26 protein-coding genes and 1 tRNA gene are annotated in these 24,311 nt (G+C 68.9%); 18 read left to right on the plus strand and 9 right to left on the minus strand.

Annotated features, from left to right (window positions below; all coding sequences use genetic code 11):
* Positions 1–7 precede the first annotated feature (7 nt).
* Both AB0M48_RS31550 and AB0M48_RS31555 read right to left on the minus strand, forming a co-directional pair.
* Positions 8–637 carry a hypothetical protein gene (locus AB0M48_RS31550; protein WP_363848942.1) on the minus strand — a complete coding sequence of 210 codons (630 nt, stop codon included), beginning with the start codon at positions 635–637 and terminating at the stop codon, positions 8–10.
* 39 nt (positions 638–676) lie between these two features.
* Positions 677–3,466 carry a BTAD domain-containing putative transcriptional regulator gene (locus AB0M48_RS31555; RefSeq protein ID WP_363848943.1) on the minus strand — a complete coding sequence of 930 codons (2,790 nt, stop codon included), beginning with the start codon at positions 3,464–3,466 and terminating at the stop codon, positions 677–679.
* 57 nt (positions 3,467–3,523) lie between these two features.
* On the opposite strand from AB0M48_RS31555, the gene AB0M48_RS31560 reads away from it, so the two are divergent.
* Positions 3,524–4,570 carry a cytochrome P450 gene (locus tag AB0M48_RS31560; protein WP_363848945.1) on the plus strand — a complete coding sequence of 349 codons (1,047 nt, stop codon included), beginning with the start codon at positions 3,524–3,526 and terminating at the stop codon, positions 4,568–4,570.
* Here AB0M48_RS31560 and AB0M48_RS31565 read toward each other — a convergent pair.
* The 3 genes from AB0M48_RS31565 to AB0M48_RS31575 form a co-directional block, all read right to left on the minus strand.
* Entirely contained in the window at positions 4,545–4,973 is a 429-nt protein-coding gene (locus AB0M48_RS31565; protein ID WP_363848947.1) for an OsmC family protein, read from the minus strand. The two genes, AB0M48_RS31560 and AB0M48_RS31565, sit on opposite strands and share 26 nt — an antisense overlap.
* Before the next feature lie 174 nt (positions 4,974–5,147).
* Positions 5,148–5,220 (minus strand) — tRNA-Gly (locus AB0M48_RS31570).
* A 33-nt stretch (positions 5,221–5,253) separates the two neighbouring features.
* The gene (locus AB0M48_RS31575; RefSeq protein ID WP_363848949.1) at positions 5,254–5,652 is read right to left on the minus strand and encodes a hypothetical protein; all 399 of its coding nucleotides are present in this window, start codon (positions 5,650–5,652) and stop codon (positions 5,254–5,256) included.
* A 159-nt stretch (positions 5,653–5,811) separates the two neighbouring features.
* Between AB0M48_RS31575 and AB0M48_RS31580 the strand changes: the two genes are divergently transcribed.
* The 5 genes from AB0M48_RS31580 (at position 5,812) to AB0M48_RS31600 (ending at position 9,546) form a co-directional block, all read left to right on the plus strand.
* Positions 5,812–7,128 (plus strand): sigma-70 family RNA polymerase sigma factor, encoded by a 1,317-nt coding sequence (locus AB0M48_RS31580; protein ID WP_363848950.1) that lies wholly within the window; start codon positions 5,812–5,814, stop codon positions 7,126–7,128.
* Between the two features lie 94 nt (positions 7,129–7,222).
* Positions 7,223–7,660 carry a DUF983 domain-containing protein gene (locus tag AB0M48_RS31585; RefSeq protein WP_191302239.1) on the plus strand — a complete coding sequence of 146 codons (438 nt, stop codon included), beginning with the start codon at positions 7,223–7,225 and terminating at the stop codon, positions 7,658–7,660.
* Positions 7,661–7,675: 15 nt separating this feature from the next.
* On the plus strand, positions 7,676–8,542 hold the full coding sequence (locus AB0M48_RS31590; RefSeq protein ID WP_363848952.1) for a DNA-formamidopyrimidine glycosylase family protein: 867 nt from the start codon (positions 7,676–7,678) through the stop codon (positions 8,540–8,542).
* Positions 8,543–8,576: 34 nt separating this feature from the next.
* Positions 8,577–9,023, plus strand: coding sequence for a hypothetical protein (locus AB0M48_RS31595; RefSeq protein WP_363848954.1), 447 nt, complete (start codon positions 8,577–8,579; stop codon positions 9,021–9,023).
* 91 nt (positions 9,024–9,114) lie between these two features.
* Positions 9,115–9,546: a hypothetical protein gene (locus tag AB0M48_RS31600; RefSeq protein WP_363848956.1), complete on the plus strand. Its 432-nt coding sequence runs from the start codon at positions 9,115–9,117 to the stop codon at positions 9,544–9,546.
* Positions 9,547–9,549: 3 nt separating this feature from the next.
* Here the strand turns inward: AB0M48_RS31600 and AB0M48_RS31605 are convergent, their stop codons facing one another.
* From AB0M48_RS31605 to AB0M48_RS31615, 3 genes are read right to left on the minus strand one after another with little or no spacing between them, the layout of a single operon-like run.
* A complete protein-coding gene (locus AB0M48_RS31605; protein WP_363848958.1) occupies positions 9,550–10,128 on the minus strand; it encodes an LUD domain-containing protein in 579 nt (192 codons plus the stop codon).
* On the minus strand, positions 10,121–11,539 hold the full coding sequence (locus AB0M48_RS31610; protein ID WP_363848959.1) for a LutB/LldF family L-lactate oxidation iron-sulfur protein: 1,419 nt from the start codon (positions 11,537–11,539) through the stop codon (positions 10,121–10,123). Before AB0M48_RS31610 ends, AB0M48_RS31605 begins: the two co-directional genes overlap by 8 nt.
* A complete protein-coding gene (locus tag AB0M48_RS31615; protein WP_363848983.1) occupies positions 11,521–12,228 on the minus strand; it encodes a (Fe-S)-binding protein in 708 nt (235 codons plus the stop codon). The genes AB0M48_RS31610 and AB0M48_RS31615 overlap by 19 nt, the downstream gene beginning before the upstream one ends.
* Positions 12,229–12,339: 111 nt before the next feature.
* Between AB0M48_RS31615 and AB0M48_RS31620 the strand changes: the two genes are divergently transcribed.
* A complete protein-coding gene (locus tag AB0M48_RS31620) occupies positions 12,340–13,602 on the plus strand; it encodes a histidine kinase (protein ID WP_363848961.1) in 1,263 nt (420 codons plus the stop codon).
* Positions 13,603–13,835: 233 nt separating this feature from the next.
* On the opposite strand, the gene AB0M48_RS31625 is transcribed toward AB0M48_RS31620, so the two are convergent.
* Entirely contained in the window at positions 13,836–14,003 is a 168-nt protein-coding gene (locus AB0M48_RS31625; protein WP_319983536.1) for a hypothetical protein, read from the minus strand.
* A gap of 98 nt (positions 14,004–14,101) precedes the next feature.
* Between AB0M48_RS31625 and AB0M48_RS31630 the strand changes: the two genes are divergently transcribed.
* The 11 genes from AB0M48_RS31630 to AB0M48_RS31680 all read left to right on the plus strand — a co-directional run bounded on the left by AB0M48_RS31630 (position 14,102) and on the right by AB0M48_RS31680 (position 24,215).
* Positions 14,102–14,962, plus strand: coding sequence for a S49 family peptidase (locus AB0M48_RS31630; RefSeq protein ID WP_319983537.1), 861 nt, complete (start codon positions 14,102–14,104; stop codon positions 14,960–14,962).
* 63 nt (positions 14,963–15,025) lie between these two features.
* Positions 15,026–15,892 (plus strand): LytTR family DNA-binding domain-containing protein, encoded by an 867-nt coding sequence (locus AB0M48_RS31635; protein ID WP_266036481.1) that lies wholly within the window; start codon positions 15,026–15,028, stop codon positions 15,890–15,892.
* Positions 15,889–16,317 carry a hypothetical protein gene (locus AB0M48_RS31640; protein WP_030480300.1) on the plus strand — a complete coding sequence of 143 codons (429 nt, stop codon included), beginning with the start codon at positions 15,889–15,891 and terminating at the stop codon, positions 16,315–16,317. The genes AB0M48_RS31635 and AB0M48_RS31640 overlap by 4 nt, the downstream gene beginning before the upstream one ends.
* A 1-nt stretch (position 16,318) precedes the next feature.
* Positions 16,319–18,118 carry a cation acetate symporter gene (locus AB0M48_RS31645; protein WP_363848964.1) on the plus strand — a complete coding sequence of 600 codons (1,800 nt, stop codon included), beginning with the start codon at positions 16,319–16,321 and terminating at the stop codon, positions 18,116–18,118.
* Between the two features lie 258 nt (positions 18,119–18,376).
* Positions 18,377–18,727 carry a DUF485 domain-containing protein gene (locus AB0M48_RS31650; RefSeq protein WP_319983539.1) on the plus strand — a complete coding sequence of 117 codons (351 nt, stop codon included), beginning with the start codon at positions 18,377–18,379 and terminating at the stop codon, positions 18,725–18,727.
* Positions 18,724–20,316, plus strand: a complete 1,593-nt coding sequence (locus tag AB0M48_RS31655) for a cation acetate symporter (protein ID WP_363848967.1) — start codon at positions 18,724–18,726, stop codon at positions 20,314–20,316. Before AB0M48_RS31650 ends, AB0M48_RS31655 begins: the two co-directional genes overlap by 4 nt.
* 119 nt (positions 20,317–20,435) lie before the next feature.
* A complete protein-coding gene (locus AB0M48_RS31660) occupies positions 20,436–20,927 on the plus strand; it encodes a SigE family RNA polymerase sigma factor (RefSeq protein ID WP_363848968.1) in 492 nt (163 codons plus the stop codon).
* Entirely contained in the window at positions 20,927–21,823 is an 897-nt protein-coding gene (locus tag AB0M48_RS31665) for a hypothetical protein (RefSeq protein ID WP_363848969.1), read from the plus strand. The genes AB0M48_RS31660 and AB0M48_RS31665 overlap by 1 nt, the downstream gene beginning before the upstream one ends.
* A 65-nt stretch (positions 21,824–21,888) precedes the next feature.
* The gene (locus AB0M48_RS31670) at positions 21,889–22,227 is read left to right on the plus strand and encodes a rhodanese-like domain-containing protein (protein ID WP_266036494.1); all 339 of its coding nucleotides are present in this window, start codon (positions 21,889–21,891) and stop codon (positions 22,225–22,227) included.
* Positions 22,228–22,229: 2 nt separating this feature from the next.
* Positions 22,230–23,138, plus strand: coding sequence for a DUF4328 domain-containing protein (locus AB0M48_RS31675; protein WP_363848970.1), 909 nt, complete (start codon positions 22,230–22,232; stop codon positions 23,136–23,138).
* Positions 23,139–23,204: 66 nt separating this feature from the next.
* A complete protein-coding gene (locus AB0M48_RS31680) occupies positions 23,205–24,215 on the plus strand; it encodes a glycerophosphodiester phosphodiesterase (RefSeq protein WP_363848972.1) in 1,011 nt (336 codons plus the stop codon).
* Positions 24,216–24,311 lie beyond the last annotated feature (96 nt).

Genomic DNA, 24,311 nt, shown 5'->3' on the forward strand with positions numbered 1-24,311 from the left:
GGAGTCGCTAGCGGGCCGACTGAGGCAACGGTTCGGCATTGGGCGACTGCCAGCCCACGCGGACGAGCACCTCGCCCTCGTACAGCAACGGTTCTGACGCCAGGCCCCACACGGTCGACGCCAGCAGCACGGCACTCACGGCCTCGCCCAGGCTCAGCCAGTCGTGTCCGAGCATCCGCAACAGCACTCCGCTGCGCCGTGCCACCAGTTCCAGCTCGCAGTTCTCCGCGTGGGCGGCGTGCAGGAGCCACGTCAGCGCCGAGTCCGGCACCTCGTCGCCCAGGTAGGGGCGCGGATCGGCCCTGCGCAACGAGATCGCTGCCGCGGAGGCCACCTCGCACGAGAACGGGTCCAGTTCCCAGCGCGGGTGCACCGACGCGACCTGGCCGTCCGGCTGAGGGGTCCGCAGCACGTGGCAGTCCCAGCCCATCGCCGACAACGCGACCCGCGTGTGGTGCAGCACCGCACCACACGCGAGCAACGCCGTCTGGTCCGTGCGTGTGGTCACGAGCTCAAGGCACTCGTTGCCGTTCCGCCATCGCCACGGCGGAACGATGCCGAACGACGGTGCCCTGGCGGCGAGTTTCAGCACTTCCTCGACGGTTCCCGCGTCAGGTGTGCGAACGCTGGTCCTCATCCGGACAGCGTCCCGGCGCCCGGTTGCACGGAACCTGCGTCAGGACTGCGCGGCCGCTATCACCGCAGGCACCGTCATCGCCGCACCGCGCGAGAAGTGCTCCTCGTACTCCTCAGGTCCCAACGCCTGACGGCACAACGCCACGCATCGGTCGTGCGACGCCGCGAAGTTCGCCGACCCGAAGAGCGGCAACCCGACCGACTGCCACACCCGGTCCGCGCCGCCCAGCAGCACCGCGGCGTGCGACGCGGACCCGGTGACCACCGAGATCAGCGCCAGCAACTCCACCGACACGGCGATGCCCAGCAGGTCGTTGAACTTCTCCTTGATGCGCAACGAGGACATGGCCAGCTCACGGGCCTCGACGACGTCGCCACGTCCCATCGCCACGAAAGCCAGGACGTACAGCGCGAACGCGCGCGCCCACAGTTCGCCGTTCTCCTCACACACGACCCGTGCCTCGGTGCAGATCTCCGCCGCACGGTCGAGTTCGCCGCCGAACGCCACGGTGATCGCCAGCGCCACCCGCGCCATGACCACGTTGCTGTCCATGTGCCCGAGCTCGGCATGTCTGCGGTCGGCTTCGGCCAGCAGCCTCGCGCCCAGCGGCAGGTCGTCGTCGAACACCGCCGCCGCGCCCTGCACGTAGGTCGCGTAGGCGTCGGCGTCCTCGTCTCCCAGCACCGCGGCCTCGGCACGGCAGGCCTCCAGCAACGCGGGCACCGCGGAGGTGTTGCCCTGCAACGTCGCCAGGTACCCGGTGACCCACAACGCCTTGCAACGCGCCCGTGACGGCTCGGTCCGCAGGGACAGCGCCCAGTTCAGCCAGTGCCGTCCCTCGGCGAACCGGCCGCAGCCGACCCAGTAGAACCACAGCGCCGCCGCCAGCCGCAGGCCCGAGTCGGCCTCGCCCGGCGTCGTCAGCGAGTGCTCCAGCGCCGCCCGCAGGTTGCCGCGTTCGGCCGTCATCGCCGTGACGGTCGCTGCCTGCCGCGGCGTGAACCAGGCCCGTTCTCCTTGCAGGGCAATACCTGCGTACCAGTCACGATGGCGTGTCTTCAGCCGTGGCTCTTCATCGCCCGCACGCAACCGCGTCTGCCCGAACTGGCGCATGGTCTCCAGCAACCGATAGCGCGCCACGCCCGCGTGTTCTTCGCACAGCAGCACGGACTTGTCGACCAGCCCGTCCACCGCGTCGAACATGAAGTCCGCGGTCAGCGAGTCGTCCGAGCACACCGCCTCCGCCGCGGCCAGGTCGAAACTGCCGGCGAACACCGACGCCCGCGCCCACAGCAGCTGCTCGCGCGGTGAGCAGAGGTCGAAGCTCCACTCCATCGTCGCGAGCAGGGTCTGGTGCTGCGGCAACGCGGTCCGCCCGCCGTCGGTCAGCACCCGGAACCTGTCGTCGAGCCGTTCCAGCAGCTGCGCCGGACTCAGCGCGCGCACCCGCATCGCCGCCATCTCGATCGCCAGCGGGATGCCGTCCAGCCGCCGGCACAGGTCGCTGACGGCCTGCTCGTTCGCCGCCGTGATGACGAACGAGCCGGGAATCGCCGCATCAGCGCGTTGGGCGAACAACGTCGCCGCCGGATACGGCACGGACAACGGCGCCACGGACATGACCTGCTCGCCGTAGACCCGTAGCGCGCGCCGGGACGTGGCGATGACACGGAGGTCCGGCGCCACTCGCAGCAGCGTGTCCACCAGCACCGCGCAGTGGTCCACGACGTGCTCGCAGTTGTCCAGCACCAGCAAGGCGTCCTTGCCGGCCAGGAACTCCGTGAGCACGCTCAGCTGCCCGCGCCCGGTCTGGTCCACCACGCCCAGCGCCTCGGCGACGGCGTGCGGCACGAGAGCCCTGTCACGCAACGCCGCGAGCTCCACCAGCCACACGCCGTCCGCTGGTTGCTCGCCGCGCGCCACGTGCATCGCGAGCCGCGTCTTGCCCACGCCACCGACGCCGATCAGCGTGACCAGCCGGTGCTTCCTGATCAGGTCCGCGACGTGCGCGGTCTCCGGGCGGTCCACGAAGCTCGACCGGTCGGCCGGCAGGTTGCCGCGCACCACGACCGGCGTGCGTTCCGGCAGGTCGAGACGGGGGTCGGCGGTCAGCACCGCCTGTTCGAGGTCCCGCAGCCGGGGGCCGGGCTCGATGCCGAGCTCGTCGACCAGGACGCCGCGCGCCCGCTGGAACGCGGCCAGCGCCTCGGCCTGCCGCCCGGACCGGTAGAGCGCGATCATCAGCTGCTCCCACAGCCGCTCGCGGAACGGATGCCGCTCCACCAGCGCGTTGACCAGCGGTGCCACCGCGGCGTGCTCGCCGAGCGCGAGCGACGCCTCCATCAGCTCCTCGGTCGCGTCCATCCTCAGGTCGATGAGCCGCGCGGACTCGTGCCGCGTCCACTCGCCGGGACGGCAGTCCGCGAGCGGGTCGCCCGTCCACAACGCGAGGGCTTCGCGCAGCAGCTTCGCGGACGCCAACGGCTCGTCGCTGTGCCGCGCTGCTGCGACGAGCGCCTCGAACCGTGCGGCGTCGACGGTGTCTGCGGGCGCGTTCAGCACGTAACCCGGCTCGCGGGTGGTGATCAGCTCACCCAGCCCGGCGTCGCGGATCTGACCGCGCAGGCGCGCGAGCAGGCTGTGCAGGGTCTTCGTGGCGGACGCCGGTACCTCGTCCGACCAGAGCGCGTCCACGAGCGCACTCCTCGGCACCGTTTCACCTGGGTTCAGCGCCAGTCGTGCCACGAGGGTTCTCTGTCCCGCACTGCTGAGCTGAACTGCTCCGTTCGGGCCGGTGAGTTCGAGCGGCCCGAGCAGGCGGATGATCACGTTGTTGGTCCTGTCGTCAGCCCCCGACAAAGGCCGGAACCGCGCAAAGATAGCGCAATGGAATTCGACCCGAGAATCAACGCCCAGCGCGTCACCGCATACGCCGAGCTGCGTGCCGTGCTGGCTGATCCGGTGACGTTCTCCTCCCGGAACATGGCAGGTCCGCAGGTCGCGGCCGTGGCGGCACTGATGCCGCCGGAGCAGCGGCGATTACTCGAATTGATGTCCTCGCTCAATGCGGCGGACGGCACGAGGCACGCCCGAATTCGCGCGGCGGCGAATCAGAAATTCACCCCAACGGCGGTGCGCCAAATGGCTGACTCAATAAGGGAACGTGCGAGGACCCTGCTCGACGAACTGCCGGCAGAAGCCGAGTTCGTCAGCGAGTTCGCCGCACCGTTCGCGCTCGGAGTCGTCGGTGACGTGCTCGGCGTGCCCGAAGCGGACTTCCCGCTGTTCCGCGAGTTCGTGGCACCCGTGCTGGACCTGACCAGCGGTGAGGAGGTCAGCGAACGCGCGCTCGGTTCGTACTTCGCCGGGATGAACGAGTTCTGCGCCTACTTCGCGCGCTCGGACGCGTTCCGGGGCGGACAGCTGTCCGAGCAGGAACGGCTGTCGCTGTGCCTCGCGATCGTCGTGGCCGGCACCGACTCGACGACGAACATGCTGGCCAGCACGTTCCTGCGGCTCGACGCGAAGGAACGCCGGCTGGGCGGCGTGGTGGAGGAGGTGGTGCGGCTCGACACGCCGTTCACCGGGTTCTTCCGGACGGCGACGTGCCCGGTGACCACGCGCGGGGTGCGGATCGAGGCGGGCGAGCACCTGTTCCTCGACTACGCGGCCGGCAACCGCGACCCGAAGGTGTTCAGCGAGGACTTCGACCCCGGCAGGCCGTCCGTGCCAGGGCACCTCGGCTTCGGGCACGGGCCGCACTACTGCCTGGGTGCCCAGCTGGCACGGCTGGAGGGCCGGATCGTCGCCGAAGAGCTGCTCGACCGCTCGTCCGAGGTGGCCGAGCAGCCCGGCGACGTGCGCTACCGCAGGCACCTGATCAGTCACGGGCCCGCGGAGCTGCGGTTCAGACCAGGGCAGCGTCGAGGGTGATGTTCTCGACGGCAGCGAGCGCCTTGGAGACCGGGCAGTTCGCCTTGGCGCCCTCGGCGGCCGCGACGAAGTCCTCCTGGGACAGGCCCGGCACGCTGGCGCGGACGGTCAGGTGGATGCCGGTGATGCCGACGCCCGCCTGGAACGAGACCTCGGCCTTGGTGTCGATCGAGGTGGGCGGCGTGCCCGCGCCGGCCAGGCCGTGCGAGAGCGCCATCGAGAAGCAGGACGAGTGCGCGGCGGCGATGAGCTCCTCGGGGCTGGTCTTGCCGCCCGCCTCCTCGGCGCGCGCCTTCCAGTCGATGTCGAAGCTGCCGCTGCCGGAGGTGGCGAGGCTGACGTTCCCCTTGCCCTCGACGAGGGAGCCTTCCCAGTGAGCGTTTGCCGTCTGCTTGATGGCCATGATCTCCAGGTCCTTGTCGAACGAGCTCGATCAGGATGATTCGAGCGGTCTGGGACCACCTTTTCACGGGTGGCCCCTGAGATCACCTCGAGAACCGCGTGAACCTCGACAACCGCGTGAACACCGAGAAACGGAAGAAGCCCGGCGTCTTGTGGACACCGGGCTTCTTCCGAGAGCGGATGACGAGACTCGAACTCGCGACCCTCACCTTGGCAAGGTGATGCGCTACCAACTGCGCTACATCCGCACTGCCTTACGGGAGAGAACTATACAACAGGCCTCAGACGGCATCTTGCGAGGGGGGTTCCAAACCGGCCAGCAGTTGATCTACCTCGTCCAACTGCTCCTTCGGCCAGCGCCACTCCCACAACGCCCGCACCTTGGGCAGCACGTCGACCGGCAGCCACGCGGCCACCTCCTCGCGGAGGTCCCAGTCGTCGAACACGTGCTCGTAGAAGCTGACCAACGCCGCGTTCTCCAGGAACTGCTCCGGCTGGTGGAAGCACCAGTGAGCGAAGCCGTACGCGCGCCGCAGCACCTCGTCGTCCTGCTCGCGGTGCGCTTCCTGCGCCAGCTGGTACAGCTCGGAGAAGAAGACGTGGCAGGACCACTCCTCGGTTTCGGCGACACCCCGGAGTTCCGGCACCAGGGCCGAAGCACGTTCTCGCCAGTCCACCACGTGCGTGACGATAGTCGCTCGATCTTGTCGCGCCGACCGTCCGACGCCCACCTGTGACCGTCCTGTCACCGATCGCGTTGCGCTGATCGGCCCACGCCGAACGGATGGTCTTGTATATCGACCTGTTCTCGTTGAGGAGCAGTTCTGGCCCCTTGTGGCATGTTGAAGCCTGTGATGGTCGACGAGAACGAGGTCGACCGGGACCTGCTCGCCAGAGTGCGCGAGGGAGACGACTCGGCCTACGGCGAACTGTTCTCCCGGCATGCGGACGCGATCCGCCGTTTTTCTCTCAGGCACGTCCGGGAGGCGGCCGAGGCCGACGACCTCACCGCTGAATCGTTCTTCCGCATGCTCCAGGCGATCCGCCGCGGCAGCGGGCCCACCGACCACGTCCGCACCTACCTGCTCACCGTCGCGCGCCGCGTCGCGTGGGAGTGGAGCGGGCGGCGCCGTGACGTGCCGGTGGAGGACGAGGAGCTGGGCCGTCGCGTCGAGCCGGTGAGCGACAACGCGAACAGCAGGGCCGAGCACAACCTCATCACCAGGGCGTTCTCCAGCCTGCCCGAACGCTGGCGGGTCGTGCTGTGGCGCGTCGAGGTCGAGGGCGAGCGCCCCGCCTCCGTGGCACCGCACTTCGGACTCTCGCCGAACGCCATGTCGGCGTTGGCCCGCCGTGCGCGCGAGGGGCTGCGTGCGGCGTACCTGCAGGCCCACCTCGCGGCGGACGACGGGCGTTCGTCGTGCGCGGCGATCCGGTCGAAGCTCGGCACCTACACCGCGGGCGGGGTCCAGGGCGTCGAGGAACGCCGGATCCGCGCCCACCTCGACACCTGTTCCGCCTGCACCCAGCTCTACACGGAGCTGAACGAGGTCTGCGCGACGCTGCGCGCCAGCGCGGCGTACCTGATCGTTCCGGCGCTGGGGCTCGCGTTCGCCGGGAAGGTGTTCCTGACCAAGGCGAAGCTGGCGGTCGCGGCGGCGAGCGTGGCGACCGTCGGCCTGTTCGGGACGATGGCCGCCGTGTTCAACGGTGCCGCGGGTGTCGCCGTGCTGCAGCCGGACCAGAACCCGGTGATCGCCATGGAGACGTCCGGGTCGTCGAGCTCCGAGCGCAGCCAGGAACTCGTGGTGGCCCAGCCGCCCGCTCCCGAGCAGCAGCGCGTCAAGACGCAGGAGAACGTGGTCAACCCCGGCAAGCAGCAGCGCCAGGAGACCGTGCGCAGAACCGCCTCGTCCGTGCCGCCGACCAGCGAGCAGCGCCAGGACCCGCCGGTCGAGCGGGCCGAGACGATCGTCGCGTCGTCGGGCCCGTCCGCCCTGGTCAGCACGGCGTCGACGACGTCGCGCGAGGTCAGGTCGCTCAACGTGCAGTCGACGTCGTCCGAACCGCCGGCGCCGTCCTCGACGCCGTGCTCGTCACCGCGGACGACGGTCACGACGGCCACGCTCTACCCGACGGAGCCGCGCCTGAACTGACCGTGACGATCAAGGTCCGGCGAGTTCACCCACAAGGCTCTGCCCGCGCCAGGTACGGTTTCACCAAGACCGACCGAGCGTGGGAGACGGGTACATGACGCGGCTGGTGCGCGGTGCGGACGGGCGGATGTGGACGGTCCACAGCCGCATCGAGTGGCGCAACCCGGTGGAGTCCGACGACTTCGAACACGACGTCAGCGGCGGTGCGCTGCCCGGCATCATGATGGCGGGCATGCTCGTCGTGATGGTGGTCGTGCTGATCGCCTGGACGCCGGAGCAGGTCGTCGTGCCGGCGTGGCTGATCCTCGCGCTGATCTTCCTGTTCGCCTTCTTCCCGGTCCGCTGGGCGCTGCGCCGCCCGCACACGCTGGTCGCGGAGAGCAAGGCCACGGCGGACGAGCTGCCGCCCGAGCGGTGGATCGGCTCCGTTCGCGGCCCGATGGCGGTGCGTCAGGAGGCCTCCCGGGTCGCCAGGACGATCGAGATGCACTCGCTGCCGGACGTCGAAGGTCCGTTGCAACCCGTCGACTGATGCGACACTGGACCGGTGCCCGAACTACCCGAGGTAGAAGCACTGGTTCACCACCTGCGTGAGAACGCGGTGGGCCGTGTGGTGCACCGCGTCGACGTCGCATCACTGCAGGTGCTCAAGACGTTCGACCCGCCGTGGACTGCGCTGCACGGCCAGGAGGTCGTGGCCGCGCACCGGCACGGCAAGCACCTCGACCTGGAGGTCGCGGACGGCCTGCACCTGGTCGTGCACCTCGCCCGTGCCGGCTGGCTGCGCTGGGCCGACACCATGTCCGCGCCACCGCCCAAGCAGGGCCGCGGGCCGCTGGCGCTGCGCGTCCACCTCGGTCCGCCCGGCCAGGGGCCGGGGTTCGACCTGACGGAAGCGGGCACGAAGAAGGGCCTCGCGGCGTGGATCGTGCGCGACCCGAAGACCATCGCGAGCGTCGCCAGGCTGGGTCCCGACGCGCTGGGGATCACCCGCACGCAGCTGGAAGACCTGTTCGACAAGCGGACGGAGCGGCTCAAGACGTCGCTCACGGACCAGAGCCTGATCGCGGGCATCGGCAACGCCTACTCCGACGAGATCATGCACATGGCGCGGCTCTCGCCGTACGCGACGACGGGCAAGCTCAACTCCGAGCAGCTCGACCACCTGCACGAGGCGATGCTCACGACCCTGACCGATGCGGTCGCACGGTCCGTCGGGCAGGACGCCGCGCGCTTGAAGGGCGAGAAGCGGTCGGGGTTGCGGGTGCACGCGCGCACAGGGCTGCCGTGTCCGGTCTGCGGTGACACGGTTCGTGAGGTGTCGTTCGCGGACAAGGCGTTCCAGTACTGCCCGAAGTGTCAGACCGGCGGCAAGCCGCTGGCCGACCGCCGGTTGTCCCGCCTGCTCAAATAACCACGGCTCAACCGGCGTTCCTCAGCCTGTGCTCATGACACGTCTGAGGAAAGCCGTCGCCGTCGTGACGGCCGTTGCCGCGGCCCTCCTTCTCGCGCCGATGAACGCCCACGCTGCCGAGTACGGGTGCACCGGCACGTTGATCGACACCTACAAGGTGATGTCGCGCGTGCCGAACCACCTGAGCACGATCCGGCTCTACTACAACTCCAGCACGGGCTACAACTGCGCGGCCAACGTGAAGACGGCCTACTACTCGCAGTTCAAGCACCAGGCCAGCATCTCCATGTACAACCAGGACTTCCGCGAGGACGACAACAACCGTCCCGGCTACAACAACGACTTCGACTCCGGCAAGTTCCAGTACTACGCCGGCCCGGTCAAGGTGTACGCCAAGGGAAAGTGCGTGACGATCCGCGCGATCACCTACTACTACGACGAGGTGGCCATCAAGGACGCCGTCGGAGTCCACTGCGGCTAGCGGCGTCTCCGAACCTCGGCCCGGTGATCCGTCCGGCCGCACTCGCGCCAACCCGGCCCACGGCATCCCGCGACCCGCTTGAGGTGCCGGAATGGCGGAGGACGGGTTCGTCGAGATACGCGGGGCCAACCGGGGCAACAACGTGTTCCTGCACCTCTTCGCCGCGGCGTTGATGGTCACCGGACCGATCGTCTACGCGGCCAACGACGGCGGCACCGTCGGCATCGTGCTCACCGTGGTGCTGTTGCCACTGGGCATCGCCGTGTGGCGCGGTATCGCGCGCGCCAAGCGGCGGTTGCTGCGCCTGGACGAGGTGGGTCTGCCCGCGACCGCCGTGGTCCTGTCCATGGAGCCGATCAGCGAGGACGCCACGGTCCGCGTCCGGCTCCTGATCAAGGGCCCGGACGTGCCCGAGTTCGTGATCGAGCACGACGCCAGGTACGACCCCGGCCTGCGACCGGGGAACAGGCTCGTCGCGGCGGTCGACCCCGACGACCACCGCGACTTCGAACTGGACCACTAGCCGCTAAGTGACTACGAGGACCTCCAGGGTGCGAGGGCCGTGGACGCCCTCCACCCGGCTGAGCTCGATGTCGCTCGTCGCCGACGGGCCGCTGATGAACGTCAGCGGCCGGGTCGGTTCCAGTCGTTGCAACGCCTCCGGCACCGACGCCGCGATCTGGTCCGCCCGCACCACGCACAGGTGGTAGTCGGGCAGCAGCGTGAGCGCGCGGCGGCCCTGGCCTTCGCTGCCGTCCAGCACGATCGTGCCGGTGTCGGCGATCGCGACCGCGCACCCCGTCAGCACGCCGTCCGCCCCGTCCAGCTCCTCGATCGACAACGGCTCGCGCAGCCACGTGACGCCGTCGATCAGCCACTCGTCCGGAACGTCCGGCGGCGCGACGATCCGCTTGCCGGCCAAGGTCTTCAGCGCTTCGGGCACGTCGCTGACCACGTGCACGATCGCGCGGTAGTCGGCGACCCGTTCGGCGAACAGCTCGATGCCGCCGGGCCCCGTCTTGTTGTAACCGCGGACCACAGGCCGGGCGGGCGGCACCTTCGCGCCGCGGATGCGCTGAAGGATCTCTTCTCGGGCGCTAGCCACGGTTCTTCCTCCACCAGGCGCGGAACGACTCGGCAGGCGGTGCGGGCACGTCGCGGGAGGACGTCCACCTCGACCCCGGCCACGGCAGCGACGTGATCTTGCCGTCCCTGGCCAGGAAACGCGCCAGGGAACCGGCTTTCTGCGCCTTCTCGTAGCGCGAGGCCTCCCTGAACATCCACGCGGCGGCCGCCATCGCGACGGACTCCGGCGTGCGGCCCTTGGCCTCCACGACCTCGGCACGCAGGTGCGTGAGGACGGCCGGGATGTCGATCCGCACCGGGCAGACCTCGAAGCAGGCGCCGCAGAGCGAAGAGGCGAACGGAAGCGAGGCCGCCTGCGGGTCGTGCAGGTCGCCGACCAGCTGCGGCGTCAGGATCGCGCCGATCGGTCCCGGGTAGACCGAGCCGTACGACTTGCCGCCGGTGCGTTCGTAGACGGGGCAGACGTTGAGGCACGCCGAGCAGCGGATGCACCGGAGTGCCTGGCGCCCGACGGAATCCGTCAACGTCGCGGTGCGGCCGTTGTCGATCAGCACGAGGTGGAACCGCTGCGGGCCGTCGCCAGGGGTCACGCCGGTCCACACGCTCGTGTACGGGTTCATCCGTTCCGCCGTGGACGACCGGGGCAGCAGCTGCAGGAAGACTTCGAGGTCCTGCCACGTCGGCACGAGCTTCTCGATGCCCATCACGGTGATCAGGGTGTCCGGCAGCGTCAGGCACATCCGGCCGTTGCCCTCGGACTCCAGCACCACGATCGACCCGGTGTCGGCGACGGCGAAGTTCGCTCCCGAGATGGCCACCTTGGTGGTCAGGAACTTCTCGCGCAGGTACACCCGCGCCGCCTCGGCGAGGTCCGCCGGTTCGTCGGAGACCTCGACCCCCATGCGGCGCTGGAAGATCTCGCGGATCTCCGAGCGGTTGCGGTGGATCGCGGGCACCAGGATGTGCGACGGCCGGTCGTCGCCCAGCTGCACGATCAGCTCGGCGAGGTCGGTCTCGATCGCGTGCACGCCACCGGCTTCAAGTGCCTCGTTGAGCCCGATCTCCGCCGTGGCCATGGACTTGACCTTGACGACCTCGTCCGCCTGTTCGGCGCGGCAGAGGTCGAGCACGATCCGGTTCGCCTCCTCGGCGTCCCGCGCCCAGTGGACGACGCCGCCGTGGGCCGTGACCGACTCCTCGAGCTGCACCAGGAGCGTGTCGAGGCGCGCCAGGACGTCGTCCTTGATCTGCTCGCCGGCGACCCTGAGCATCTCCCAGTCGGTCATCTCGGCGACCGCGGCTTCCCTGCGCCCCCGGATGGTGCCGGTGGCCCTGCGCAGGTTCTGCCGCAGCTGCGTGTCCTGCAACGCCTCTTTCGCGGCCTTGGGGAACGTCGGGCTGCCCAGCCACGTCACCGGGTTGCGTGCCACGGGTCCTCCTCCGTCGAAGCCAGGATCTCCGCCAGGTGCACCGGTCGCACGCCCGCGCGCAGCCGCGAGAGCCCTCCTCCGATGTGCATGAGGCAGGAGTTGTCACCGGCGGACAGCACCTCGGCGCCGGTGTCGAGCACGCACCGCATCTTGTCCGCGAGCATCGCCGTGGACGTCTCGGCGTTCTTCACCGCGAACGTGCCGCCGAAGCCGCAGCACTGCGTCGAGTCCGGCAGTTCCACCAGATCGAGTGCCTTCACGGCCCTGAGCAGCGCCAACGGCTTGTCGCCGACGCCCAGCATGCGCAGCGAGTGGCAGGTGGGGTGGTAGGTGACCCGGTGGGGGAACCAGGCCCCGACGTCGGTCACACCGAGCACGTCGACCAGGAACTCCGCGAGCTCGAACGTCCGCGGCGGGGACTCGCCCAGGGTGGGGTGGACCTCACGGACCATGCCGGCGCATGACCCGGATGGCGCAACCACGTAGTCGTAGCTTCCGAAGACGTCGGTGTACTTGCGGGCCAACGGCTTCGCATGCTCCCGATAGCCGGTGTTGAAGTGCATCTGGCCGCAGCACGTCTGATCGAGCGGGAACTCGACCGAACAGCCGAGCCGCTCCAGCAGGCGCACCACGGCACGGGCCGTCTCCGGGAAGAACGTGTCCGTCAGGCAGGTCGCGAACAGTGCCACTTTCACGCGCACACCCTCTCCCCAAATTCATCGGATGTCTACCCGGGCCGGTGGACCGTACGGGGGTACGCCGGGCGCGCCTCTTGCTATAGGGGTGCCCCACAGCACAGCATGTGCACCGTGGGCGACCTGTTGACCGAGCGCGCCGTGCTCGGTGTCATCGCGACCCTGGCCGTTCTGGGCCTCTTCGTGATGCTGTGCCGCGCTCGACGAGTCAGCACCTCTGTCGAGGATGCTGTGATGGACATGCTCGACCGGATGTCCAAGGCGTCGAGCGACCTCCGCGCGGGCCTGACCCAGGAGGCCGCCGACAAGGCCACGCCCCACCTGCGCGAGATGCTGCGGTGCGTCGCGGTCGCCATCACCGACGAAGAGGGCACCGTCCTGTCGTGGGACGGCGGCGCGAACGACCACTACGAGTACCTCCGCGACACGGTGGCCCGTGCCATCAACAACTGCCACAAGGAGCACGTCGACCACCGCAAGCTCGGCTGCGAGCTGCAGGGGCCGTGCTCACTGCACAGCGTCGTCGTGGTGCCCCTGGTCGTCGAGGGGGACGTCGCCGGCACGTTGATCGTGGTCTCCGGCGTCGCCTCGAAGCGCCAGATCCGCATGGCCGAGGAGACCGCCCGTTTCGTCTCGACCCAGCTCGAACTGGAAGTCGTCCAGAAGCAACGCCAGGCCTTGGCCCAGGCCGAGGTGAAGGCCCTGCGGGCCCAGATCTCGCCGCACTTCGTCTACAACGCGCTGAACACGATCTCCTCGCTGATCCGCACCGACCCGTCGCACGCCCGTGAGCTGCTGCAGGAGTTCGCGGAGTTCACGCGCTACTCGTTCCGCACCGACGGCCTGTTCACGACCCTCGCCGATGAGTTGACCAACATCCACCGCTACCTGACCATCGAACAGGCCCGCTACGGCGCGCGGCTGAGCGTCCGGCTGCGGATCGCCCCCGAGGTCCTGCAGGTCGTCCTGCCGTTCCTCGTGCTGCAGCCCCTGGTCGAGAACGCGGTGCGCCACGGCCTGGCCAAGAAGCCCGGCGGCGGCATGCTCACCATCACCGCCGAGGACAACGGCAGCGAGGCCCTGATCAGCGTCGAGGACGACGGCGTCGGCATGGACCCCGACCGCCTCGACGACATCAAGGACGCCCACCAGACCGGCGCGCACGTCGGCATCGGCAACATCAACGACCGCATGCGCACGGTGTTCGGCGCCGAGTACGCGCTGGTCGTCGAGACGGCGCCGAACGCGGGCACCAAGGTCATCCTGAAGGTGCCGAAGTTCGCCCGCAACGTGCTGCCGAACCTGAACATCGGGTCTCAGATGACCGACGAGCCGATGACGGCGGAGCAACCGGTAGTCCGCGCCTGACCTGCGCTGATGGGCACGTAAGAAGTTGTAAGGTCAACCATGCTCAACCCCGGCGTGGAACGTGCCGATTGTGGTGTTGACCAATGAACTGCCGGCTGATTGAGCAACCAGCGGCCGGCCGGGAGCAAAGGCCACATCCAGTGCAGGAACAACAAGCACCCGAGCGCGTCCGCATCTGCATCAAGTGCACCGCCAAGGGGTTCAGCAGCTGCAAGTGCTGACGAGCACCCGGCTCAACGGGAGGCGACCGCCAAAGTCGTGATCAGCACGACGGCGCACACGCTCCAGCTCACCCACATCCAGTAGATGTGCATCGGCGTCGGCCCGGCGGCGTTCTGCCTGCCCCGGTCGTCCCACCACTCGACATACCGTTCGAGCCAGCGGATCGGGTTGAACGTCACAGCCCGAACCTAGCATCTTGTGTTCCAGGTCACGCGGGAGCAACCGACAGCGCAGTTGGGCTCCCGCGTGTCCGCGAAACGCACGTACTGTCGAGTACATGAGCGTCACGGACAAGATCGCGGCCAGGCTCCCGAGGGTCATGGACCGGGGTGAGCGGCCGCCGGTGGTCGCGGCGGTGCGGTTGCACGGGGTCATCACCCCGCAGTCCTCGCCTGTCGCGCGCAACACGATCAACCTCCAGAACGTCGAGTCGGCCATCAACAGGGCGTTCGACAACGAGCGCCTGATCGCCGTGGCCCTGCTCATCAACTCTCCGGGTGGCGCGCCCACCCAGAGCGCACTGATCGCCGAGCGCATCCGCGAGCTCGCCACGAAGAAGCACGTGCCGGTGCTCGCGTTCTGCGAGGACGTGGCGGCGTCCGGCGGTTACTGGCTGGCCTGCGCCGGTGACGAGATCTACGCGCACGGCACCTCTCTCGTGGGTTCCATCGGTGTCGTGAGCGCCGGGTTCGGGCTGAACGGCCTGCTGGACAAGGCCGGCGTGGAGCGCCGCGTCTACACGGCGGGCGAGAACAAGGTCCGGCTCGACCCGTTCCAGGCCGAGAAGCCCGAGGACGTCGAGTGGTTGAAGGGCCTCCACGCGGATCTGCACGAGCAGTTCAAGGCGTGGGTCACCGAACGCCGCGGCGCCAAGCTCAAGAGCGAGGAAGACCTCTTCAGCGGTGAGATCTGGACCGGCACCAAGGCCCAGCAGCTCGGCCTGATCGACGGCATCGGCACCATCCGGACCGTCATCGCCAAGCGCTTCCCGGACGCCGAGCTCACGATCGCGGAGCCGCGCAAGCCCTTGCTGGCCAAGCTGGGACTGACCGGGGCGTCCACCCGATCGGGCGATCTCGTGGCGCAGGTGCTGGCGAGTGTCGAGGAACGTGCTCGCTGGTCCCGATTCGGGCTGTGAGCATCAGTTCGGTTTCACAGGGCGTGTCGAGACCTGCCCCGGCGTAGACATGACCGCACATTGATGGGCAAGATGCCCGACACAGTGAGTACCCAAGACAACGCCGGTCTCCTCGTCCTCGCAGTCGATGACGAGGCTCCTGGCCTGAGCGAGATCAAGTTCCTGCTCGAGAGCAGCCCTCACATCAGGCGCGTCCTCACGGCGTTCGACGCCGCCGAGGCTCTGCGCATCCTTAGGGGTGACTACGAGCAGGAGGTCATGGCGCGGACCAAGGCCGGCCTGCCGCCGGTCGACGCGGTGTTCGCGGACATCAACATGCCCGGACTGTCCGGAATGGACCTCGCCCGGGTGCTCAGCGCGTTCCGGTATCCGCCCGCGCTCGTCTTCGTGACAGGTGTCGAGGAACGAGACGCGCTCGTCACGGCGTTCGACGTCGGCGCGCTCGACTTCATCAACAAGCCGATCAACGAGGAGCGCGTCCTCAAGGCGATCTCGCGGGTCGCGGACCGGGTGGGCCGCACGGCGGCGCCGGCGAACCCGTCGGGCCCGGCCGCGCAGAACCCCGCCGAACCGACCGACGACGAGGTCATCCCCGTCGAGCTCGGCGGCACCATCAAGCTCGTGCCGCGCGCGTCCGTGCGGTACGTCGAGGCGCAGGGCGACTACGCCCGCCTGCACACGCAGGACGGCAGCCACCTCGTCCGCATCCCGCTCGCGCAGCTCGAGGAACGCTGGGCGAACGCGGGCTTCGTGCGCATCCACCGCTCGTACCTGGTGGCGTTGCCGCTGGTGAGCGAGCTGCGGATGACGGCGAACGGCTACGCGGTCGTCATCGGCACCGGTGACGGCGCCAAGGAGCTCCCGGTGAGCCGCCGGCACACCAAGGAGCTCAAGGAACGGATCGTGCGACCGCCGAAGAGCGGCTGGTGAGCAGGCACGACGCGGGGAAGCCCGAGCCGCCCGCCCGGGAGGCCTGGCTCGGCGAGCAGGGCAGCAGGCCTCGCCGCCGCAGGGTCGTGCTCGCGGACTCCACGAAGAAGAGCGGCAAGGCCTTACGAACGATCATCGAGCTGGAGGAGCAGACCAGCGTCGGTGAGAAGCTGGTGCGGGACCTCATCCGGCAGCAGCTCAAGTCCGCGTTCGGGCTCGCGTTCGCCGTCCTGATCGGGATGTGCCTGCTCCCGATCACCTTCTACCTGGTTCCCTCGATCGGGGAACTGAAGATCCTCGGCATTCCCATCCCGTGGCTCGTGCTCGGTCTCGCGCCCTTCCCGATCCTCTACGGCGTCGGGTGGGTCTTCCGCAGGCAGGCCGAACGGCACGAGCGCGACTTCGTGAACATGGTCGACCGCTGACGTGAACGCCACCATCTACAGCCTCAGCGCCATCGTCCTCGTTGCGGCCGTGACGTTCCTGCTCGGCTACGTCGGGTCGCGCAAGGCGAACACCACCCCGGACTTCCTGGTGGCCCGCCGCGCGATCCCGGCCACCCGCAACGCCGCCGCGATCTCCGGCGAGTACCTGTCCGCGGCGTCGTTCCTCGGTGTCGCCGGGCTCGTGCTCAAGGACGGCGTCGACGCGCTCTGGTACCCGGTCGGCTTCACCGCCGGCTACCTCGCGCTGCTGCTCTTCGTGGCGGCGCCGCTGCGCAGGTCGGGCGCGTACACGCTGCCGGACTTCGCCGAGGCCCGGCTCGGCTCGGCGAACGTGCGGCACTTCAGCACGTTCTTCGTGGTGTGCATCGGCGTGCTGTACCTGGTGCCGCAGCTGCAGTCCGCCGGCCTCACGCTGACCACGATCACCGGCCTGCCCGCGTGGTTCGGCGGCCTGATCGTCACGGTCATCGTGGTGGTCAACGTGCTGGGCGGCGGCATGCGCGCGATCACGCTCGTGCAGGCGTTCCAGTACTGGGGCAAGCTCTTCGCGATCGCCGCGCCCACGTTCGTGCTCTTCGTGGTGTTCCTGGCCTCGCCGGACCGCGGCACGCAGCCGATCACCGACGACGGCGTGGTCCGGTTCCCGAAGGCCGAGTCGGTCACCATCGCCGAGCAGGTCGTGAAGGTCCGCGTCGACGAGCCGCTGACGCTGGAGGTGCACGGCCAGATCGACGGCAGGAACGCGGACGGGGCGGTGTTCTGGGGCCGCGGCGTCTACGAGCTGAGCCCCGGCACGAGGATGGAGTTCAAGGCGGGCAGCCCGGTGCCGGTGGTCGAGGGCTCGCCGACCAGCAACTTCGACTGGACGCGGCCGCAGACCGGCGGCATCTCCGAACTGATCAGGACGTACTCGCTGATCTTCGCGACGTTCCTCGGCACGATGGGCCTGCCGCACGTCCTGGTCCGCTTCTACACCAACCCGGACGGCAAGGCGGCCCGCCGGACGGCACTGCACGTGCTCTACCTGCTGGGTCTGTTCTACATCTTCCCGACGGTGCTGGGCGTGCTGTCGCGGCTCTACCTGCCGCAGCTGCTGGTGAACGGCAAGACCGACGCGGCGGTGCTGATGCTGCCGGAGACGATGCTGCCGAATCTGGGCGGTCAGATCGTCGGCGCGATCGTCGCGGCGGGCGCGTTCGCGGCGTTCCTGTCGACCTCCTCGGGACTCGTGGTGTCGGTCGCCGGAGTGGTCTCGACGGACATCATGCCGGGCAAGGTTCGTGACTTCCGGTGGGCAACTGTGTTCACCGGACTCGTCGCGATCGGTCTTGCCCTGCTGCTGCCGCGCTCCGACGCGTCACTGACCGTGGCCATGTCCTTCGCCCTGGCGGCGTCGACGTTCTGCCCGCTTCTCGTCCTCGGCATCTGGTGGCGAGGACTGACGTGGGTCGGCGCCGTCTGCGGTCTCGTGGTCGGTGGCGGCATGGTCATCACCGCTCAGGTCGTCAGCGTCGTGAGTTCGTACACCGGCCGCTGGGCGCCCGCGTTCATCACGCAGCCTGCGCTGATCACCGTGCCGGTGGCGTTCATGGTCATGATCGTGGTCAGCAAGGCGACCCGCAGACGGGTGCCGGTGGACGTCAGCCAGATCCTGCTCCGGCTGCACGCGCCGGACCCGCTGGGCTTCATCCAGGACCGCTCCATAGCCCGCTTCGGGACCGCCGAGGAGAAGGCCCGGCTGGCGGACGACAAGCGCAGGGGAGCTGGTCGGACACGGTAGGTAGTCGCCGTTTCAAATGGGTGAAAATTGGTCACTCGAATCGGTGAACGGTGAACAAGGTCACGCTCAGTGCTGTTCGTCTACGCATACTGACCGTTCGTCGCATCACCCGACTGCTGGGCGCAACGCCTCGATCGGGGTCTTACCTGAGTGACTCAAGTCTCCATACGGTCTCGGACCAAGAACAGACCGCACCTGGAGGCATTACGTGCACGTCACGTTGCTGACACCTACGACGAGTACCGCGAGGAGGGGACTGTGAGCTCCGTTGACCACACCCCGTCTGAGTCGGCCCCGGACGCGCAACAGTGGGTCGATGTCCAAGCGAGCGATGACTTCATCGAGCTGAAGCACCGACTGCGCAAGTTCGTATTTCCCGTCACCGGCCTGTTTCTCGCCTGGTACCTGCTGTACGTGCTGCTGGCGGACTACGCGCACGGCTTCATGTCCACCAAGGTGTTCGGCAACATCAACGTCGGGCTCATCTTCGGTCTGCTGCAGTTCGTGTCGACGTTCGTCATCACGACGCTGTACGTGCGGCACGCGAACAAGAACCTCGACCCGCTGGCGGAGAAGCTCCGCAACGAGATCGAGGGAGACGGCAAGTGAACGAGTCCAGCCCGATCCTCAACATCAGCATCTTCGGCGTCTTCGTCCTGATCACGCTCTTCGTGGTCATCCGGGCGAGCCGCAACACCAAGACCGCTGCCGACTACCTCGCCGCCGGTCGTGCCTTCACCGGTCCGCAGAACGGCATCGCGATCGCGGGTGACTACCTGTCGGCCGCGTCGTTCCTCGGCATCGCGGGCGCCATCGCCCTCAACGGCTACGACGGCTTCCTGTACTCGATCGGCTTCCTGGTGGCGTGGCTCATCGCGCTGCTGCTGGTCGCCGAGCTGCTGCGCAACACCGGCAAGTACACGATGGGCGACGTGCTGAGCTTCCGGATGCGCCAGCGTCCGGTCCGCGCGGCCGCGGCCACGTCGACGATGGCCGTCTCGTTCTTCTACCTGCTGGCCCAGATGGCCGGTGCCGGTGGCCTCGTCGCCCTGCTGCTCGGCATCACGGGCGCCGGTGGCCAGGCCCTCGTCATCGCCGTGGTCGGCGCCCTGATGATCGCCTACGTCCTCATCGGCGGTATGAAGGGCACCACCTGGGTGCAGATCATCAAGGCGGTGCTGCTGATCGCCGGTGCCGGCATCATGACCGTCTGGGTGCTCGGCAAGTACGGCTTCAACCTCTCGTCCCTGCTCGGCGCCGCTGTCGACGCCGCGCCGAAGGCGGGCGAGAAGCTGCTCGGCCCCGGTCTGCAGTACGGCAAGACCGGCACCAGCAAGCTGGACTTCCTCTCGCTGGCGCTGGCCCTGGTGCTCGGTACCGCGGGTCTGCCGCACATCCTGATGCGCTTCTACACCGTGCCGACGGCGAAGGAAGCCCGTCGCTCGGTCGTGTGGGCCATCTGGCTGATCGGCATCTTCTACCTGTTCACCCTGGTCCTGGGCTACGGCGCCGGTGCGCTCGTCGGCCCGGACGCGATCAACGCGGCGCCCGGCAAGGCCAACTCGGCCGCACCGCTGCTCGCGCTGGAACTGGGTGGCCCGATCCTGCTCGGCCTGATCGCGGCCGTCGCCTTCGCGACGATCCTCGCGGTCGTGGCGGGCTTGACGATCACGGCGTCGGCGTCGTTCGCACACGACATCTACGCCAACATCATCAAGAAGGGCCAGGCGGAGGACAAGGACTCCGAGGTCAAGGTCGCCCGCCTCACCGCGATCGTGATCGGCCTGGTGTCCATCGGTGGTGGCATCGTCGCCAACGGCCAGAACATCGCGTTCCTCGTGGCGCTGGCGTTCGCGGTCGCGGCCTCGGCGAACCTGCCGACGATCCTCTACTCGCTGTTCTGGAAGAGGTTCAACACCTCGGGCGCGCTGTGGAGCATCTACGGCGGTCTGGTCGTCACGATCACCCTGATCGTCCTGTCGCCGGCCGTCTCCGGCTCGCCGACCTCGATGTTCAAGAACGCCGACTTCGCGCTCTTCCCGCTGTCGAACCCCGGCATCGTGTCGATCCCCGTCGCGTTCCTGCTCGGCTACGTCGGCACGATCCTGTCCAAGGAGAAGGCCGACTCCGTCAAGCAGGCCGAGATGGAGGTCCGCTCCCTCACCGGTGCGGGCGCCGAGAAGGCCACCGCGCACTAGTACGCGCAACACCGAGAACGGGCCGTCCCTCCGGGGGCGGCCCGTTCTTCGTGTTGTGCAACCCTGCCGGTGCTGTCCGCGTACTCACTGCGAACGCGGCACGAGCTTGGGGGACCGGAGTGCGACGAGACGAGGAGTTCTCGGAGTTCTTCACGAGCAGATTCGACTGGGCACGGCGCACGGCGTACGCGCTGTGCGGCGACTGGTCGGAGGCGGAAGAACTGGCGCAGAACGCCTTCGTGAAGGCGTATGCGAAATGGCCGAGCATCAGGCGTGAAACGGCGGAGGGCTATGTCCGCACCATCGTGACGCGTCTGTTCCTCGACAGCAGGCGCCGTGGCCGAGGTCGCGAACACCCGGTCGCCGAGCTGCCCGAACTCAGTGTCGGCGGTGGCTTCTCCGATCCCGACGCCCGGCTGAACGCGGCACTGCAACAGGTGGCGCCGAAGCAGCGGGCCGCGCTCGTGCTGCGCTTCGTGCACGACCTGTCCATCGAAGAGACGGCCGCCGAGCTCGGGTGTTCGGTCGGCAACGTCAAAAGTCAGACAGCCAGGGGTTTGGCGACGCTCCGCGAGGCGTACGGCGAACCGGTCAACTCGGAGAGTGCCTGATGAACATCGAAGACGAGCTGCGCGGAGCTCTCGACGTCTCCGCCCCGCCTCCCACGACGACGCTGGACGTGGTCATGAAGCGCGGCCGCCGCCGGGTGTTCGCCCAGCGCGCGGGCGCAGTGCTGGGTGTGTTCGCCGTGGTCGCCGGTATCGGGTTCAGCGCCGCCACGCTGAACCAGGCCGCACCGCCACCCCAGCAGGCCGACCGGCCGGACGCGGGTCCCGCGACCGTGGAGCACGCGACGGGCTGGCCCAGGGTCGACACCGCACCGCAGACCCCGTACAGGACGTGGTCGCCCGCGGCGAGTGCGCCACCGAGCGCGGGGAGGGCTGTGGTCAACATTCCCCTGTGCAACATCAAGGCACCAGCTGTGCCGCGGCCGATGGGTCTCGGAGCGGAGCCGATGGCTCCCGAACTCGTCGCCAAGTGGCGCGGTCGGGTGGAGGAGCTCCTGCCGGAGATGACCATCAGCAAGGTGATCCGCTTTCCGTCCCACACCTTCTACGAGTTCGACGTGTCCGACTCCGGCGGAACCGGAAGCATCAGGATCTGGGCCGGCAGGTTCACCGGTACACCGAAAGCGAGCGCGGACGACGGCCTGTGGGAGACCGGAGACTGCGAGCCCGCCCGGCGGCTCGTCCAGCCGGACGGCTCGGTCATGCAGCTGCACGCGGTGCGGCCGTTCGAACCGTTCCAGACGCTCACCCAGGCGCTCGCCGTGTACCGCAAGGACGGCCTGCTGGTCCAGCTCGAACAGCGCAACTACGGCAGCCCGGACTTCACCGCCGACAACCCGGCGAACCCGGGCGCCACGAGGCGCACCGGCGCCGGGCGTCCGACGCTCCCGCTGAGCGAGGAGCAGTTCTCGAGGCTCGGTCCCGTCTTCGCGGAGTAGGGGCCGGGGTGTGCCGTGCCGGAGGTTCACGTCCGTGCAACCTCCGGCATGGCAACATCTACGGCGTGACTGTTCCAAGCGTGGAGATCGCCGACGTGCCGGCGCAGCTGCCCGAGGGCGCCGTCCTGCTGGACGTGCGTGAGCAGGACGAGTGGGACGCCGGCCACGCACCCGGCGCGCTGCACGTCCCCATGAGCGAGATCGGTGCCCGGCTCGGCGAGGTGCCGAACGACGTGCAGCTCTACGTCGTGTGCCGTGCCGGTGGCCGTTCCGCCCGCGTGACCCAGTACCTCAACGAGAACGGCTGGGAGGCCGTCAACGTCGAGGGTGGCATGCAGCACTGGGAGGCCGCCGGTCGTCCGCTCGAGGGCGGCACCGACGGCATGGCACCCGAGGTCATCTGATCGTGCAACCGCTGCAGCCGATGCGCGTGGACTGGGTGGCGACTCCGCCACCCGGTGCGTACCCGCAGCCGTCGCACCGGTCGCAGCGGCCGTCCTACGGCGGCCCCCCGAACTACCCGGTCACGCCGCGCTGGGGCTTCCCGCTGCTCGCGTGGCGCTGGCCCACGGCCGTGCCGGGCACGGTCGAGCAGACCAACTCGGTCGACAACGTCCGCCGCCTCGGCAAGACCGCGCAGAACTCGCTCTGGGTCGTCGCCTTCGTCGCCCTGTGGGCGGCGGGGTCCGAGATCTGGCGTTACGTGCTGCTCGCGTTGAGCCGGTTCGGCGCTCTGGACGCGAACGTGGTGCTCACGTCGGACGCCATGGTCGTGTCCTCGTGGGCGGTCATGCTCGTCGGCTGGTTGCTCGCACTGGTGCTGGTGCTGCTGTGGATCCGGCGCGCGCGGAACGTGGCCGCGTACCTCGCGGGCTACGGGCCGTCCCGGTCGGGCGTGAACGCACTCCTGCTCCTGCTCGTGCCCTTCGTCAACCTGGTCGTCCCGGGTTCGGTGCTGGCCGAGCTGGAACACGCGGTGGAACGCCGCCCCGTCGGCGAACGCCCCCGGCCGTCGAAGCTCCTGCGCTGGTGGTGGGGCTTCTGGGTCGCGGCGGGGTTGATGTTCTGGATCAACCTGCTGTGGCTGGCCCTCGCGGACAGCACGCAGGCTTTGGCGAACGGCGTGCTGATGCACGCGTTGCAGGACTTCGTGCTCGTCGGCGTCGCGGTGACGACGGCCCTGGTCGTCCGCCGGATCACCACCCTGCTGCTGCCGGTGGACGCCGCGTCCGTCCGGCTGATGCGCGTGGTGGAGGTCAAGGACGCCCCCCAGCCGCCGCTGCGCTCGGTCCGCGCGTCCGGCTCGCCCCGCTGATCTGTTCAGGCGACGTTCGCCCTGGCGGACCTTCCCGCGTTCCCCACCGAGTGCCAGGTTGGAGGAATGCGGACACTCATCGGGGCTCTGGTGATCGCGCTGCTCACACCAGGCGTCGCCCAGGCACACCACCGGGACTTCGACCTCCAGGCACACCGCGGCGGCATCGGCCTGACCGTCGAGAGCACGCTCAAGGCGTTCGGCAAGGCGCTCGAACTCGGCGTGACGACCCTGGAACTCGACCTGCAGATCACCAGGGACGGCCGCGAGGTCATCACCCACGACCGCAGGACGAACCCGGCGAAGTGCCTCGACACCGCGCCCGCGTTCCCCGGCGACCCCGCGTTCCCGTACGTCGGCAAGTACGTGAAGGACCTGACGTTCGCCCAGGTGCGGACGCTCGACTGCGGCAGCACGAGGTGGTCGCAGTACCCGGACCAGGAACTCTCGCCGGGCGCCCGCATGCCCACCCTGGCCGAGCTCTTCGACCTCGCGCGCGAGCACCGCGCGTGGGGCGTCCGCTTCAACATCGAGACCAAGGTCGAGGCCGCGGCCCCGCACGAGACCGCGCCGCGCGAGCAGTTCGTGCAACGCGCCGTCCGGGAGATCCGCCGCTCGGGCTTCATGCCGAACATCACCGTCCAGTCCTTCGACTGGGGCACCCTGATGCGGCTGCGCGAGGTCGAGCCGCGCATCCCGCTGGTGGCGCTGACGCAGCCGGAGATGCTGCGGCCGGGCTCGCCGTGGACGGGCGGCCTCGAACTCGCCGACTTCGGCGGCAGCGTGGCGAAGGCGGTGAAGAGCTTCGGTGCCAAGGCCCTGTCACCGGTGCACGGGAACCCGCAGAACGGCAAGGTCGGCGACCCCGGCTACATCCCGTTCACCACCAGGGAACTCGTGGCGGACGCCCACCGCCACGGGCTGAAGGTGATCCCGTGGACGGTGAACGACCCGGCGACGATGCACAAGCTGATCGACGACGGGGTGGACGGCATCATCACCGACTACCCGGACCGCTTGCGCACCGTCGTGAAGGAGCGCGGGTTCAAGCTTCCCAAGCGCTACCCGGAGCGCTAGTTGTATTGCCCTGAGAGGTTCGGAACGCGGCTGGCGGGTGGTTGGCCTTTGAGTGCGGTGTGACCGCGGTGGTGATTGTAGGTGTGGAGCCACTGC

This window comes from Lentzea sp. NPDC051208, from assembly GCF_040682435.1.
Taxonomy (GTDB): Bacteria; Actinomycetota; Actinomycetes; order Mycobacteriales; family Pseudonocardiaceae; genus Lentzea; species Lentzea kristufekii.